14 protein-coding genes and 1 riboswitch are annotated in these 14,717 nt (G+C 73.8%); of the genes, 11 read left to right on the forward strand and 3 right to left on the reverse strand.

Annotation, left to right across the window (positions count from 1 at the left end):
* The first annotated feature begins 1 nt into the window (after nt 1).
* Complete coding sequence (locus tag AC069R_RS13755; RefSeq protein ID WP_478767017.1) at nt 2-460, forward strand: acyl-CoA thioesterase; 459 nt, start codon at nt 2-4, stop codon at nt 458-460.
* Here AC069R_RS13755 and AC069R_RS13760 read toward each other — a convergent pair.
* Complete coding sequence (locus AC069R_RS13760; protein WP_478767018.1) at nt 420-1,622, reverse strand: MFS transporter; 1,203 nt, start codon at nt 1,620-1,622, stop codon at nt 420-422. The genes AC069R_RS13755 and AC069R_RS13760 overlap by 41 nt on opposite strands.
* Before the next feature lie 341 nt (nt 1,623-1,963).
* Here AC069R_RS13760 and AC069R_RS13765 point away from each other — a divergent pair, with 341 nt between their 5' ends.
* On the forward strand, nt 1,964-3,604 hold the full coding sequence (locus AC069R_RS13765; RefSeq protein ID WP_478767019.1) for an ROK family transcriptional regulator: 1,641 nt from the start codon (nt 1,964-1,966) through the stop codon (nt 3,602-3,604).
* Between the two features lie 248 nt (nt 3,605-3,852).
* Here the strand turns inward: AC069R_RS13765 and AC069R_RS13770 are convergent, their stop codons facing one another.
* The gene (locus AC069R_RS13770) at nt 3,853-4,593 is read right to left on the reverse strand and encodes an SDR family oxidoreductase (RefSeq protein WP_478767020.1); all 741 of its coding nucleotides are present in this window, start codon (nt 4,591-4,593) and stop codon (nt 3,853-3,855) included.
* Between the two features lie 340 nt (nt 4,594-4,933).
* Nucleotides 4,934-5,064: riboswitch (FMN riboswitch) on the forward strand.
* A gap of 160 nt (nt 5,065-5,224) precedes the next feature.
* Here AC069R_RS13770 and AC069R_RS13775 point away from each other — a divergent pair.
* The 9 genes from AC069R_RS13775 to AC069R_RS13815 all read left to right on the forward strand — a co-directional run bounded on the left by AC069R_RS13775 (nt 5,225) and on the right by AC069R_RS13815 (nt 12,641).
* Nucleotides 5,225-5,830 carry a riboflavin synthase gene (locus tag AC069R_RS13775; RefSeq protein WP_478767021.1) on the forward strand — a complete coding sequence of 202 codons (606 nt, stop codon included), beginning with the start codon at nt 5,225-5,227 and terminating at the stop codon, nt 5,828-5,830.
* Complete coding sequence (locus AC069R_RS13780) at nt 5,827-6,468, forward strand: nicotinamide mononucleotide transporter family protein (RefSeq protein ID WP_478767022.1); 642 nt, start codon at nt 5,827-5,829, stop codon at nt 6,466-6,468. The genes AC069R_RS13775 and AC069R_RS13780 overlap by 4 nt, the downstream gene beginning before the upstream one ends.
* Nucleotides 6,465-7,769, forward strand: a complete 1,305-nt coding sequence (locus AC069R_RS13785) for a bifunctional 3,4-dihydroxy-2-butanone-4-phosphate synthase/GTP cyclohydrolase II (RefSeq protein ID WP_478767023.1) — start codon at nt 6,465-6,467, stop codon at nt 7,767-7,769. The genes AC069R_RS13780 and AC069R_RS13785 overlap by 4 nt, the downstream gene beginning before the upstream one ends.
* A gap of 56 nt (nt 7,770-7,825) precedes the next feature.
* The gene (ribH, locus tag AC069R_RS13790) at nt 7,826-8,311 is read left to right on the forward strand and encodes a 6,7-dimethyl-8-ribityllumazine synthase (protein ID WP_478767024.1); all 486 of its coding nucleotides are present in this window, start codon (nt 7,826-7,828) and stop codon (nt 8,309-8,311) included.
* 34 nt (nt 8,312-8,345) lie between these two features.
* Nucleotides 8,346-8,618: a phosphoribosyl-ATP diphosphatase gene (locus tag AC069R_RS13795; RefSeq protein ID WP_007491392.1), complete on the forward strand. Its 273-nt coding sequence runs from the start codon at nt 8,346-8,348 to the stop codon at nt 8,616-8,618.
* Nucleotides 8,619-8,691: 73 nt separating this feature from the next.
* Nucleotides 8,692-9,540: an ATP phosphoribosyltransferase gene (gene hisG, locus AC069R_RS13800; protein ID WP_397986960.1), complete on the forward strand. Its 849-nt coding sequence runs from the start codon at nt 8,692-8,694 to the stop codon at nt 9,538-9,540.
* Nucleotides 9,541-9,550: 10 nt separating this feature from the next.
* On the forward strand, nt 9,551-10,006 hold the full coding sequence (locus tag AC069R_RS13805; RefSeq protein ID WP_478767025.1) for a PH domain-containing protein: 456 nt from the start codon (nt 9,551-9,553) through the stop codon (nt 10,004-10,006).
* Between the two features lie 215 nt (nt 10,007-10,221).
* Nucleotides 10,222-11,556 carry a hemolysin family protein gene (locus AC069R_RS13810; RefSeq protein ID WP_478767026.1) on the forward strand — a complete coding sequence of 445 codons (1,335 nt, stop codon included), beginning with the start codon at nt 10,222-10,224 and terminating at the stop codon, nt 11,554-11,556.
* Nucleotides 11,553-12,641, forward strand: a complete 1,089-nt coding sequence (locus tag AC069R_RS13815; RefSeq protein ID WP_478767027.1) for a hemolysin family protein — start codon at nt 11,553-11,555, stop codon at nt 12,639-12,641. The genes AC069R_RS13810 and AC069R_RS13815 overlap by 4 nt, the downstream gene beginning before the upstream one ends.
* A gap of 95 nt (nt 12,642-12,736) precedes the next feature.
* On the opposite strand, the gene AC069R_RS13820 is transcribed toward AC069R_RS13815, so the two are convergent.
* Nucleotides 12,737-14,599 (reverse strand): AAA family ATPase, encoded by a 1,863-nt coding sequence (locus AC069R_RS13820; protein WP_478767028.1) that lies wholly within the window; start codon nt 14,597-14,599, stop codon nt 12,737-12,739.
* Nucleotides 14,600-14,717: the final 118 nt, after the last annotated feature.

Genomic DNA, 14,717 nt, shown 5'->3' on the forward strand with positions numbered 1-14,717 from the left:
CGTGACCGCCGAAGCCCCCTCCGTACCCGCCCTCGCCCACGGCCGGCTGATTCCCGTCACCGTCCACTTCGACGACCTCGACGCGCTCGGCCTGCTGCACAACGCCCGCTATCCGCTGCTGGTCGAGCGCGCCTGGACCGAGCTGTGGCACGAGCACGGCATCCGCTTCGACGGCGACTGGGCGGCGGCCGGGGACGCCTGCAACGCGGTGCGCGAACTGCGCATCGGCTACGAGGCGCCCGTCACGAGCCCCGGCCGCTACGCCGTCCACCTCTGGCTGGACCGGCTCGGCACCACCGGGCTGACCTACGGCTTCCGCTTCTGCTCGGCCGACGGCTCCACGACCTACGCACAAGGCGCGCGGGTGCTGGTGCGCCTCGACGCGACCACCCTGCGCCCGGCCCCCTGGAGCGACGGCTTCAGGTCCGCGGCCCGGGAACTGCTGCGGCCCGCGGACTGACCTCCCGCCCGGCCCCGCGCTCGGCGGAGCGCAGCACGCCCGCGCACCCCGCGAGTCCGCACGCGAGCGCCGTCACCACGCCGAACGAGACCACCAGGCTGGTCGCCTGCGCCACCCCGCCGATCAGGCTCGGCGCGATCAGCCCCGAGGTGTAGGTGATGGTCGCCACGCCCGCGATGGCCTGACTGGGGTTGGGCCCGGCGTGCCCGGCGGCGGCGAAGCACAGCGGTACGACGACCGCGATGCCGAGCCCCATCAGGGCGAAGCCGCCCATCGCCACGAGCGGCTGCCCGGCGAGCACGACCAGCAGACCGCCGAGGACGGCCAGGACACCGCCGGCCCGGACCGTGCGCACCGCCCCGAACCGGTTCACCACCGCGTCCCCGGCGATCCGGGCCACGGCCATCGTCAGCATGAAGGCGGTGGTCGACGCCGCCGCGAGGCCGGCCGAGCTGTCCAGCCGGTCCCGCAGGAACACCGCCGACCAGTCGAGGCTCGCGCCCTCCGCGAACACCGCGCAGAAGCCGACCATGCCGATCAGCAGCGCGGAGCGGGGCGGCAGCGCGAACCGGGGCGGCGGCTCCTCGTCCTCGGCGGGCTGTATGTCCAGCACCCGGGTGCAAGAGAGCACGCCGAGGACGGTCAGGACGGCCGAGGCCAGCAGGAAGTGGGTGCGTGCGTCGGCGCCGAGATGCGCGGCGAGCGTACCGGCGGCGGAGCCGGCCAGGGCGCCCGCGCTCCACATCCCGTGCAGCCCGGACAGCACCGACTTGCCGAGCCGCCGCTCGACCTCGACGCCGAGCGCGTTCATCGCCACGTCCGCCATGCCCGCGCAGGCGCCGTAGGTGAACATCGCCAGGCACAGGGCCGGCAGGTTCGGCGCGAGGGCGGGCAGCACGAGGGAGAGGGTCCACAGCGCGATCAGCCCGCGCAGCGCGTTGCGGCTGCCGAAGCGGTGGCTGATCCGGCCCGCGAGCGGCATCGCGCAGGAGGCGCCGAGCGCGGTGAAGGCGAGCGCGAAGCCCAGCCGGCCCGCGCCGAGCGAGGCGTGGTCCTGGACCCAGGGCACGCGGGTCGCGAAGGAGCCGGTCACGGCGCCGTGGACGGCGAACACGGCCGCGACGGCGCTCCGCGCGCGCCGCACCTCGCTCAGGTCCCCCATGCCCGCGCTCCTCCCCGCCCGTTGGTGCGCCGTAAACTATCAGGGACCCTGCCTGATAGATAGCGCCGAAACGAGCCGCGATGGCCTGTCGGCCGTGGGCGGTGACTTGCCGACCGACCGTGGTGGCTTGCCCGCCGGAGGTGATGGTCCTCCCGTCGGCCGCGGCGGCTGGTTCGCCGACGTTCGGGGGCCGGTCCGCCGGCTGCGGGGGCTGGTCCGCCGGCCGCGGGGCCGGTCCGTGGCTGCCGGGGGCCGTCCCGTCGGGGGCCGGTCTGCCGACTGCCGGTCGCCGCCCCGCCGACCGCGGGGGGCTGGGCGTTCGATGTGGAAGGATCCCCGCCATGCCCGCATCACCGAGTACCGCACGGGCCATCAACGACCGCCTGGCCCTGGGGCTCCTCCAGGACCAAGGCCCGCTGACGGCAGGGCAGTTGAAGCAGCTGACCGGGCTGTCCCGGCCGACGGTCGCCGACCTCGTCGAGCGGCTCGGCGCCGCCGGGCTGATCACCGTCGTGGGGGAGTCCGGGGCGGCCCGCCGGGGACCCAACGCCCGGCTCTACGGCATCGCCGCCGACCGCGCCCACCTGGCGGCGCTCGACGTGCGCACCGAGGGGGTCGCCGTGCTCGTCGCCGACCTGGTGGGGCGGGTGCTCGCCGAGGCGTCCGTGCCGATCGAGGGGGACACCGGGACCGGGCCCGCGGTGCAGCGGGTGGTGGCGGCGGTGGCGGGCGCCCTCGGGCGGGCCGGCGTGGACGGGCCGCACACGGTCGGCATCGGCGCGCCGGGCCTCATCGACCCGGCCACCGGTGATCTGCGCGATTGCGCGGGCCTGCCCGCCTGGCACCGCAGCCTGGCCGCCGCCCTCCAGGAACGGCTGCCCGGTGCCCGCGTCACCGTGGAGAACGAGACCAACCTCGCCGCCCTCGCCGAACAGCGCGAGGGCGCCGCCCGCGACCGCGACACCTTCGTCCTCCTCTGGCTCGGCCATGGCACCGGCGCGGCGGTCGTCCTCGACGGCACCCTGCGCCGCGGCGCCTCCGGCGGCACCGGCGAGATCGGCTTCCTCCCGGTGCCGGGCACGGGCGCCCTGCCCTCGGCCACGGACTGCGCGGGCGGCTTCCACGCCCTGGCGGGCGCGGCGGCGGTCGTATCCCTGGCGACGGAACACGGCCTGCCGGTCCCCCCGGTGGCGGACGGTCCGGGAGCGGCGGACGTGGTGCGCGCGGCGGTGGAGCGGCTGCGGGCGGGGTCTGGTGGACCGGAGGCGCCGGGTCGGGGGGCCGGGCCGGAGGTGCCGGGGCGGGGGTTGGGGCCGGATGTGCGGGGGCGGGTGTTCGAGGCGGAGGAGCCGGGTCGGGGGTGCGGGCCGGAGGCGGCGGGTCGGGGGATTGAGTCGGAGGTGCCGGGTCGGGGGGCCGGGCCGGACGTGCCGGGTTGGGAGTTGGGGCCGGATGTGCGGGGGCGGGTGTCTGAGCGGGAGGGGCCGGGTCAGAAGGTCCGGGCGGAGGCACCGGACCGGGGGTGCGGGCCGGAGGCGGCGGGTCGGGGGATTGAGTCGGAGGAGGTGGGGCGGGAAGCCGGGCCGGAGGTGCCGGGGCGGGGGTTGGGGCCGGAGGTGCCGGGGCCGGGGTCCGTGCCGGGGATGGCGGGGCCGGGGTTCGAGTCGGAGGTGTCGGGAGCCGGTGCCGAAGGCCGCTTCCTCTCCGCCCTCGCCGGCCGTCTCGCCATCGGTGCCGCCTCCGTCGTCGCCGTGCTGGATCCCGGCTGTGTGGTCCTCGGGGGCGAGGTCGGCCGGGCCGGGGGCGACGTACTCGCCGGGCTGGTGGCGGAGCGGCTGCGCCGGATGTCGCCGCTGCCCACCGAGGTGCGCGCCAGTGGCCTCGGCGGCTCCGCCGTCCTGCGGGGCGCCCTGCTGACGGCCCGCGACCGGGCTCAGGACGAGCTGTGGTCCGCCCCGCTCCGATCGCCCGTCCCGTCGTAACCACCGGGGCTCCCGCCCGTCGTAGCCACTGGGCCCCCGCCCGCGTCGTAGCCACCGCTGTTCCCGCCCGCGTCGTAGCCGCCGGACCCCGCCTACCCGAACGGTGCTCCCGCCTCCCCGAACCGGGCCCCCGCCCCCGAACCACGCTCCCGCCTCCCCGAACCGCGCCCCCGCCTACTCGAACCGGCCCCCGCCGAGCCGCGCTCCCGCCTCCCCGAGCCGCGCTCCCGCCTCCCGAACCGGGCCCCCTACCCGAACCGCCGCTCCAGATACTCCTCGAACGTGCCCTTGCCCACCGCCTGCCGTGGGGTCAGATGCTCGCCCCGGCGGAAGGCGCGGTACGTCGCGCCGCACAGGGGGAGGGTGGTCACCGCGCGGCGGCGGCCCGTGGCGCGCAGGTAGGCGTGGGCCAGGGAGGCGAGCGGGCGCACCTCGGGGCCGCCCATGTCGGGGACCCGGCCCGCCGGCGTGGCGCGGGCCAACTCGGCCAGCCGGTCGGCGACTTCGGCCACCTCCACCGGCTGGTCGTACACGCGCGCCGGCAGCGGCAGCACCGGCGACCTGGCGAGGGCCCCGAAGACCGAGACCAGCAGGTCGTGGAACTGGGTCGCGCGCAGGATCGTGAAGCCGAGCCCGGAGCGTTCGATCCGCCGCTCCACCGCGTACTTGGTCCGGTAGTAGCCGAACGGCACCCGGTCCACCCCGACGATGGAGACGTACACCAGATGCCCCACCCCGGCCCGCCGCGCCGCCGCCGTCAGGTGTTCGGCCGCCTCCTCGTCCCCGCCCCGCGGGCTGCTCGCGCAGTGCACCACCGTCGCCACCCCGGCGAGCGCCGCGTCCAGATCGGGGCCGCCCGTGCGCAGGTCCACGCCGTACGGCCGGGCGCGCCGGCTGAGCACCCGCACCTCCTGCCCGTCCGCCCGCAGCCGGTCGGCGACCCGCCGGCCGAGCGTGCCGGTGCCGCCGGTGACCAGAATCGTGGCCATGCTGTTTCCGTCCCTCCGGACGGGACGCCCCCCCGCTGGGGCGCCCTCACCGGAGAGGACCGGCCGGCCGCCCGGACCTGTGACATCGCCCCGGTCCGGACCGTTGGCGACCCGGCGGCGGGCAAGGGCCGTCGTCACCGCCGCCGGGCCCGATCGGCACCCTAAAAGGACTAGACCAATAAGGTCAATGGGGGTGGAGGGGTCAACGTGCGCGGTGGTAGGGGGAGTTGATTCCGGCCGTCGTGGGGTGCGGGCGCGGGGACACGCACTGTGAGCGAGCCCACACGGACCCCCTGTCGGCGCGGCCGCCCGGCGTGGCACACTGGCCGTGTACCAGAAGCAGCGCACTCCGGGGTCGGTGAAAGTCCGAACCGGCGGTTACAGTCCGCGACCCGGTCGCCTCCAGCGACCGGTTGACCAGGTGAAATTCCTGGACCGACGGTTAAAGTCCGGATGGGAGGCAGTGCGCGGCGGGCGGGCATGCGTTCCGTGTGCGCGCCGCCGTATCCGGTCTCGTCCGTATCCGGACGGGCCTCTTCGGCGACGTCCCGACTCGTGTGCTCATCCGTAGACTCTGTCGTCATCGACAGGCCCCGGAGTCCGTGCCCCATGAGGCAGGAGGACCCGGGAAGTGTTCACCGGAATCGTCGAAGAGCTGGGTGAGGTCACCACCGTCGAGAACCTCGGCGATGCCTCCCGTTTCCGGCTCCGCGGCCCCGTCGTCACCGACGGCGCCCGGCATGGCGACTCCATCGCCGTGAACGGGGTCTGTCTCACCGTCGTCGACCACGAGGGCGACGAGTTCACCGCCGACGTCATGGCCGAGACCCTGAACCGCTCCAGCCTGGGCGCGCTCACCACCGGCTCCCGCGTCAACCTCGAACGCCCCACCGCCGTCGGCGCCCGCCTCGGCGGCCACATTGTGCAGGGCCATGTCGACGGCACCGGCGAGATCCTGGAGCGCGAGCCCTCCGAGCACTGGGAGATCGTGAAGATCTCCCTGCCCGCCCACCTCGCCCGCTACGTGGTCGAGAAGGGCTCCATCACGGTCGACGGCATCAGCCTCACCGTCGTGGACGCGGGCCCCGACCACTTCACCGTCAGCCTCATCCCCACCACCCTCGCCCTGACCACGCTCGGCGTGAAGCAGCCCGGCGACCCGGTCAACCTGGAGGTGGACGTGATCGCCAAGTACGTCGAGCGGCTGCTCGCGGCCGGACAGGGGGCCGGCCGGTGAACTCGCTCAACACCGAGGCGTTCACCCTCTTCGGACAGCACATCCTGTGGTCCGACATGACCGGCAACATCCTCGGCCTGATCGGCCTCCTCCTCGGCTGGCGCCGCTCCCTGTGGAGCTGGCCGGTGCAGTTCGTCTCCGGCCTCGTCCTCTTCGCCGCCTTCTACGGCCACCTCACCGGCAGCGCCGGCAAGCAGGCCGTCGTCATGGTGGTCGCCCTCTACGGCTTCTGGCAGTGGAACCGCGGCCGGGGCCAGGCCGGCGACGGCCACATCGCCCCCCGCTTCGCCACCTGGCGCGAGCGCGCCGCCCTGATCGGCGCCGCCGCGATCGGCACCGTCGCCGTGGCCCTGCTGTTCACCGCGTTCCCCCAGCTGTCCTGGGACCCCTGGCCGGACGCCTACATCTTCGTCGGCACCGTCGTCGCGATGTACGCCCAGGCCAAGGGCATGGTCGAGTTCTGGTTCGCCTGGCTGCTGGTCGACCTCGTCGGCGTCCCCCTCAACTTCGCCAACGGCTACGCCTTCTCCGGCTTCGTCTACGTCATCTACGGCGCACTCGTCCTGTGGGGCATGCGCGACTGGTGGCTGCGCTCCCGCAAGAGCCCGCGGCCCGTTCTGGAAGGAGCACCGGCATGACCCCGGCCACCCCGCTCTACGACCCCTACGCCTACTCCTACGACGGTGACGGCATCGAGGAGTTCACCCTCGACCCCGTCGAGCAGGCCGTCGCCGACATCGCCGCAGGACGCCCCGTGATCGTCGTCGACGACGAGGACCGGGAGAACGAGGGCGACCTCGTCATCGCCGCCGAGAAGGTGACCCCCGAGATCGTCGCCTTCATGATGAGCGAGTGCCGGGGCCTGGTCTGCGCCCCGATGGAGGCCGCGGAACTGGACCGGCTGCGGCTGCCGCAGATGGTCGAGGACAACACCGAGTCGATGAAGACCGCCTTCACCGTCTCCGTGGACGCCTCCGGCGTGCACGGCGTGACCACCGGCATCTCCGCCGCCGACCGCGCCACCACGCTCCAGCTGCTCGCGAGCGGCACCGCCGGGCCCGCCGACTTCGTGCGCCCCGGCCATGTCTTCCCGCTGCGCGCCCGGCCCGGCGGCGTCCTGGAGCGCAACGGCCACACCGAGGCCGCCGTCGACCTCGCCCGGCTCGCGGGGCTGCGCCCGGCCGGCGCCATCGTGGAGATCGCCGGCGAGGACGGCCGGATGCTGCGGCTGCCCGAGCTGATCCCGTTCGCCCGCAAGCACGGCCTGACGATCATCTCCATCGAGGACCTGATCTCCTACCGCCGCGGCACCGAGCCCACCGTCCGCCGCGAGGCCGAGACCCTGCTGCCCACCCGGCACGGCACCTTCACCGCGCACGGCTACCGCTCCACCGTCGACGGCGTCGAACACGTCGCCCTCGTCCACGGCGACCTCGGCACCGGCGAGGACGTCCTGGTCCGGGTGCACTCCGAGTGCCTCACCGGCGACGTCTTCGGCTCGCTGCGCTGCGACTGCGGCCCCCAGCTGGACGACTCGCTGGCCCGCATCCAGGAGGAGGGCCGTGGTGTCGTGGTCTACCTGCGCGGACACGAGGGCCGCGGCATCGGCCTGCTGTCCAAGCTGCGCGCCTACGAGCTGCAGGAGCAGGGCCGCGACACGCTCGACGCCAACCTGGAGCTGGGCCTGCCCGCCGACGCCCGCGACTACGGGGCCGGCGCCCAGATCCTCGCCGACCTCGGCGTGCACAGCGTCCGCCTGATGACCAACAACCCCGACAAGGCCGACGCGCTGGAGCGGCACGGGGTCCAGGTCGCCGCGCGCGAGCCGATGCCGGTCCGGGCGGGCGAGCACAACCTGCGCTACCTGCGCACCAAGCGGGACCGCATGGGCCACGACCTGCCCTGGCTGGACACCCCGGCCACCTGCCCGAACCAGTAGCGCGAGAACCAGCAAGCAAGCAACGCCAGTCGAGTCAGAAGGTACTTAGGAGAGACGTGAGCGGCAAGGGTGCACCGGAACTGTCCGTACGCAACGCGGGCGACCTCAGGGTCGCCGTCATCGCGGCGCAGTGGCACGAGAAGGTGATGGACGGTCTGGTGAACGGCGCCCTGCGCGCCCTCGGCGACCTGGGGATCGACGAGCCGACCCTGATCCGGGTGCCGGGCAGCTTCGAGCTCCCGGTCGCCGCCAAGGTGCTGGCCGCGCGCGGCTACGACGCGGTGGTCGCCCTCGGCGTCGTCATCCGCGGCGGCACCCCCCACTTCGACTACGTGTGCCAGGGCGTCACCCAGGGCCTCACCCGGGTCTCCGTGGAGACCGGCGTCCCGGTCGGCTTCGGCGTGCTCACCTGCGACACCGAGGAGCAGGCCCTGGACCGGGCCGGCATCGAGGGCTCCAGCGAGGACAAGGGCCACGAGGCGGTGATCGCGGCGGTCGCCACGGCCGCGACGCTGCGTTCGGTATCCGAACCCTGGCACTGAGGCGCCGGCCGGAGCGCGTAGGGTAAGGACCACCATGTCCAAGAAGACGTTCGAGGAGCTTTTCACCGAGCTCCAGCACAAGGCCGCCCACGGCGATCCCGCCACCTCCCGCACCGCCGAACTGGTCGGCAAGGGGGTCCATGCCATCGGCAAGAAGGTCGTCGAAGAGGCCGCCGAGGTCTGGATGGCCGCCGAGTACGAGGGCAAGGAGGCGGCAGCCGAGGAGATCTCCCAGCTGCTGTACCACGTCCAGGTGATGATGGTCGCCCGCGGGATCTCCCTGGACGACGTCTACGCCCACCTCTGACCGACCGCCGTACCGCCGCGCCCTGCCGCGGCACACCGCACCAACCCCCGTCACCGCAAAGGAAGCCGTCCTCATGCTGCGCATCGCCGTCCCCAACAAGGGTTCCCTGTCCGGCCCTGCGGCGGACATGCTGCATGAGGCCGGCTACCGGCAGCGCCGCGAGTCCAAGGAACTGCGCATCGTCGACCCGGGCAACGAGGTCGAGTTCTTCTACCTCCGGCCCCGCGACATCGCGATCTACGTCTCCTCCGGGCGCCTCGACATCGGCATCACCGGCCGCGACCTGCTGGTCGACTCCGGTGCGGACGCCGAGGAGATCCTCCCGCTGGGCTTCGCTCGCTCGACCTTCCGCTTCGCCGGGAAGCCGGGCACCGCGAACGGCGTCGAGGACCTGAAGGGCCGTACGGTCGCCACCTCGTACGAGGGCATCGTCGCCCGGCACCTCGCCGACAGCGGCGTCGACGCCTCCGTCGTGCACCTGGACGGCGCCGTGGAGACCGCGATCGAGCTGGGCGTCGCCGAGGTCATCGCCGACGTCGTGGAGACCGGCACCAGCCTGCGCAACGCGGGCCTGGAGGTCTTCGGCGAGCCGATCATGAAGTCCGAGGCGATCGTGATCCGCCGCACCGGCGCGGACGCCGGGGAGCCCAAGGTGCAGCAGTTCCTGCGCCGCCTCCAGGGCGTCCTGGTCGCCCGGACGTACGTGATGATGGACTACGACTGCCGGGTCGAGCAGCTGGAGAAGGCCGTCGCCCTCACCCCAGGCCTTGAGTCCCCGACCGTCTCCCCGCTGCACAACGAGGGCTGGGTCGCGGTCCGCGCCATGGTCCCCGCCAAGGACGCGCAGCGCATCATGGACGACCTCTACGCCATCGGCGCCCGCGCCATCCTCACCACGGCCATCCACGCCTGCCGCCTCTGAGGGGTACGTGATGTCCGACCTGCCCACCCTGCCGGTCACCTTCCGGCCGGGCCACACCCGCGTGATCCTGCTCACCGCCGCCGTGGCGATCTTCCTCACCATCTCCGGGGTCGCCCTGTTCCTCGACGGCCTCGGTCCGGGGGAGCGGATGAGCTTCGTGGTCACCGGGGCGCTGATCTTCTGGGTGCTCGCCCAGCTGGCCCGGATCAAGGTCGTCGCCGACGAGAGCGGCGTCACCGTGGTGAACATCGTCAGCAAGCGGCGCCTGGACTGGGCGGAGATCCTTCAGGTGAACCTCCGTCCGGGGGATCCCTGGGTGTTCCTCAACCTCAGCGACGGCACCAGCCTGCCCGCGCTCGGCATCCAGCCGGGCATGGCCAAGCGGCGCGCGATCGCCGACGCCAGGGCGCTGCGGGCGCTCGCCGAGGCCCACTCGGCCGCCCGCCTGGGGGAAGATCAGGGCTGACTCAGGGCCGACTGCGGGTCGCCCACCCTGCCCGCCCGGCCCCGTCTTGATTAATCTGGGTGGCGGAGGCCGCGCCGATCGCGCCTCCGCCCCTGTGTGCCGCCCCGGCGCCAGGGGTTCCTGCGACCCGAGGAGTGAATCCCCCCGGCGATGGACGGATCGTCCTGTAGTACCTGCGCCGCCCCCACCCGACATACCGGGAAGGCGGCGGCATCGTGACCACCCCCCTGCTGCTCCTCGCAGCCGCGTTCCTGCTGATCCTGGCCAACGGATTCTTCGTGGCGGCCGAGTTCGGCCTGGTGACGGTCGAGCGCCCCGAGGCCGAGAAGGCCGCCGCCGACGGCGACAGGCGCGCCCGTACGGTCGTGGAGTCGCTGAAGGAGCTCTCCTTCCAGCTCTCCGGCACCCAGCTCGGCATCACCATCACCTCCCTGGTCGTCGGCATGCTCGCCGAACCCGCCCTGGGCCGGCTGCTGGGCGCCCCGTTTGCCGCGCTCGGCCTGCCCTCCGGTGTCGCCTCGGGTGCCGCCGTGCTCGTCGGCATGCTGCTGGCCTCCGCGATCCAGATGGTGATCGGCGAACTGGTGCCCAAGAACTGGGCGGTCTCCCGACCGCTCCAGGTCGCGCGCTTCGTCGCCGGCCCCCAGCACCACTTCTCCCGGCTGTTCCGGCCGGTGATCGCCGCGCTCAACACGGTCGCCAACCGGCTGGTCCGCGCCCTCGGCGTCGAACCCGCCGACGAACTGGCCTCCGCCCGCACCCCCGGCGAACTGGTCTCCCTCGCCCGGCACTCGGCCCTGGCCGGCGCCCTGGAACAGGACACCGCCGACCTGTTCGTCCGCACCCTGTCGCTGGGCGAGCTGACCGCCCAGCACGTCATGACCCCGCGCGTGAAGGTCAGCGCGCTCCAGGACTCGGCCACCGCCGAGGACGTGGTCAACCTCACCCGCGCCACCGGCCTGTCCCGCTTCCCCGTCTACCGGGAGAAGATCGACGAGATCGTCGGCATGGCCCACCTCAAGGACGCCCTCGCCGTCCCGGCACACGACCGGCTGCGCACCCCGGTCGGCCGCATCGCCCGCCCCGCGCTGCTGGTCCCCGAGACCCTGCCCGTCCAGCCCCTGCTGGCCCGGCTGCGCAGCGAACAGCCCATCGCGGTCGTGGTGGACGAGTACGGCGGCACGGCCGGCGTGGTCACCCTGGAGGACATCGTCGAGGAACTGGTCGGCGAGGTCCGCGACGAGCACGACGCCAAGGACGCGCCCGAGCTGGCCGCCGCCCCGCCCGAGGACGGCAGGCCCGCCTGGGACGTGGCCGGCAGCTGCCGGGTCGACATCCTCCAGCGCATAGGCCTGGAGGTGCCCGAGGGGCCGTACGAGACGGTCGCCGGACTCGTCGCCGACCTGCTCGGCCGGATCCCGGCCCCCGGCGACCGGGCCGAACTGCCCGGCTGGCGGCTCGCGGTCCGCCAGGTCGGCCACTACCGCGCCGAACGGGTCCGCCTGGTCCGTACGGCCCCGGCGGCGAACCTCGCGGAGGCCGCGCGATGAGCGTGCTCCAACTGGTCCTCGCCGCGCTGCTGGTGCTGGCCAACGGCTTCTTCGTGGGCGCCGAGTTCGCGCTCGTCTCCGTGCGCCGCAGCCAGATCGAACCGCTCGGCACCGCCCGCGCCCGGCAGGTGCTGTACGGCCTGGAGCGGCTGCCGCAGATGATGGCCGCCGCCCAGTTCGGGATCACCGTGTGCTCCCTGACGCTCGGCGCGGTCGCCGAACCGACCGTGGCGCAGCTGCTGGAGCCGGCGTTCGCGGCGCTGCACCTCCCGGACGGCGTGATCCATCCGCTCGGCTATGTCATCGCGCTGGCCGCGGTGGTCTTCTTCCACCTGGTCATCGGCGAGATGGTGCCGAAGAACCTCGCCATGGCGGCGCCCGAGAAGGCGGCGCTGTGGCTCAGTCCGGGCCTGGTCTGGTTCGCCCGCGTGTGCAAGCCGATCACCGTGTCCCTCGGGGCCGTCGCCCAGGCCGTGCTGCGGCTGTTCCGCGTCGAGCCCAGGGACGAGGTGGCGGCCGTCGTCACCAGCGAGCAGCTCAACCGGCTCCTGGAGGACTCCGGGCAGGCGGGTCTGCTCGACCCGGAGGAGAGGGAACGCCTGGAGGACGCCCTGGAACTGGGCTCCCGCCCGGTCACCGACGTCCTGCTGCGCCGTGAGTCCCTGGTCACGGTGACGCCCGCGGTCACTCCGGGGGAGATCGTGCGGCTCACCGCGCGCACGGGGTACTCCCGCTTCCCGGTCGCGGCCACCGAGCAGGGCGCCTTCATGGGGTACGTACACGTCAAGGACGTACTCGACCTGGAGGACTCCGAGCGGGCGGTGCCGCAGAACATCTGGCGGCCGATGACGACCCTGCGGGCCGAGCTGCCGCTGGACGACGCCCTCACGGTCATGCGCCGCGCCGCGACGCACCTGGCCCAGGTGGCGGACGCCTCCGGGAAGGTGCTGGGGCTGGTGGCGCTGGAGGACGTCCTGGAGATGCTGGTGGGCGAGGTGCGGGACCCGGCGCACCGGGAGATCGCCGACATGCGGCTGACGGAGCCGAGGGTGAGCGGCGAGTCGGAACAGGCGCTCGCCACGTAGGACGGGCGCTCGCCGCGTCAGAGCGGTGCGGGGAGCCGTGCGGCCGCGGCCCGGTGGCGGGTCGCTCGTGCGGCTCCCCGCGCCCTCCGGGGCGCCTACGCGGGGGACGGGTCCTGCGGTCCCCGGCCCGACAGGACCTCCCCGTACGCCTGCATCAGATCGGCCAGCCGCAGCGTCGCCAGATCCTCGCGGGACAGCGACCCCGCGTACGCCGACAGCCGCAGATCCCGGTACGCGCAGCTCTTCTCGTACAGCGTGCGCAGGAACCGCCCGTTGCCCAGCTCGTCGATCCACCCCTGGTCGACCACGTGCCCGGCGATCGACCGCAGCTCCTCCAGCGCCTCCTCGTCCCACTGGTCCCCGTTCTCCGCGGCCAGCACCTTCCCGATCTCGGTGAGTTCACCGGGCCGGTACGAGGGGAAGTCGACCCGGCTGGTGAAGCGGGACGACAGACCGGGGTTCGCCGCGAGCAGCCGGTCCATCCCCTCGGGATACCCCGCGAGGATCACCACGAGGTGGTCCCGGTTGTCCTCGGCCCGCTTCAGCAGCACCTGGAGCGCCTCGTCCCCGTACGCGTCCCCCTTGCCGTACCCGGAGTTGGAGAGCGAGTACGCCTCGTCCACGAACAGCACCCCGCCGATCGCGGAGTCGATCAGCTCATTCGCCTTCACCGCGGTCTGCCCGAGGTACTCGCCGACCAGATCGGCCCGCTGCGCCTCGACGAGATGGTCCCCGCCGAGCAGCCCGAGGGCGTAGAACACCCGCCCGAGGATGCGCGCCACCGTCGTCTTGCCGGTCCCGGAGGGCCCGGAGAAGACGAAGTGCCGCTTCGGCGGCTGCACGGGCAGCCCCTGCCCGGCCCGCAACCGCGCCATGTTCAACTGCGCGGACAGCGCCTTCACCTGGCGCTTGACCGGTTCGAGCCCGACCATCCGCTCCAGCTCGGCGAGCGCCTGTTCGAGCAGCGCGGGATCGGTCGGCCCGGTGGGCAGGGGCGAGCCGGGTGCCCCGCCCCGGTCGCGGACCCCCGGCTCGGCGACGCCCGGCAGCGGCCCGGCCGGCGGCTCCGGCTCCGGCAGCCGCAGATCGCGCCCCTCGGTGCCGAAGAACGGATCGAAGCCGTCCGGCCCGTCCACCGTGTCCTGCCCGGCGCCGGTCAGCGTGATCGCGGCGAGGCCGGCCGCGTCGTCGTAGCCGTCCCCCTCGGCGATCGCCGCGAGCCGGGCCGACGTGTCCATGAAGGCGGGGTCGACCCGGTGCACGGCCCGGTAGAGGGGGAGCGCGGCGGCGGAGCGGCCGGTGCCCTCGTGCGCCCGCGCCAGCCAGTAGCGCAGCTCCTTGCGCTGCGGCTGCTCGCTGCGGCACCGCATCAGCGCCGCCGACAGCAGCGGCTCGGCCTGCCCGTACATCTCCAGGCGCACCCGCGCCATGCCGCCGAACAGCCCCGCCTCTATGCCGAGCAGGGGATCGTCCAGCAGCGGGTCGGTGTGCCGTACCAGCTGCTCCCAGTCCTTGACCAGGTAGGAGCGGCAGGCGTGCAGGAAGCGGACCTGGGGATCGGTGTCGATGGGGGGCAGCCCGGCCAGCGCCCGGTCCAGCTCGGGCACGTGCCGGCCGTCCAGCCAGTGCGAGGCGTGCGCGAGCAGCAGATCGCGCGGGCTCTCCAGCACCGGCTGCACCCACCAGCCGAGCCAGTACCAGGAGTTGATCGTACGGCGGTGCCGGGCGCGCTGTTCGCCGAAGCGCTCGCGGTGCCGGAACATCCGCAGCAGCGCGGTGGTGGTGTCGACCCGGAGCGCGTGCAGCCCGAGCCAGCCGTCCGCCATGCCCGGATCCATCCGTACCGCGGCCCGGAACTCCTCTTCCGCCTGCGGATAGGCGCCCATGGTGTAGGCGTCGACCCCGCGCAGCCAGGCGAGGTCGGCCGGGGCCTCCGGGCCCTGCGTGCCGAAGTCCATCACGTCCCCCACAGACCGTGCCCCCGTGGTTCACCGCCGGACGGTCGCCCGGCGGCCGCCGCGGCCGAACCGCCGTGCCGCGGACCGGAGTTGCAGGTGCGCGAGGCTGTTGCCGAAG

Source organism: Streptomyces sp. NPDC043952 (assembly GCF_056435325.1).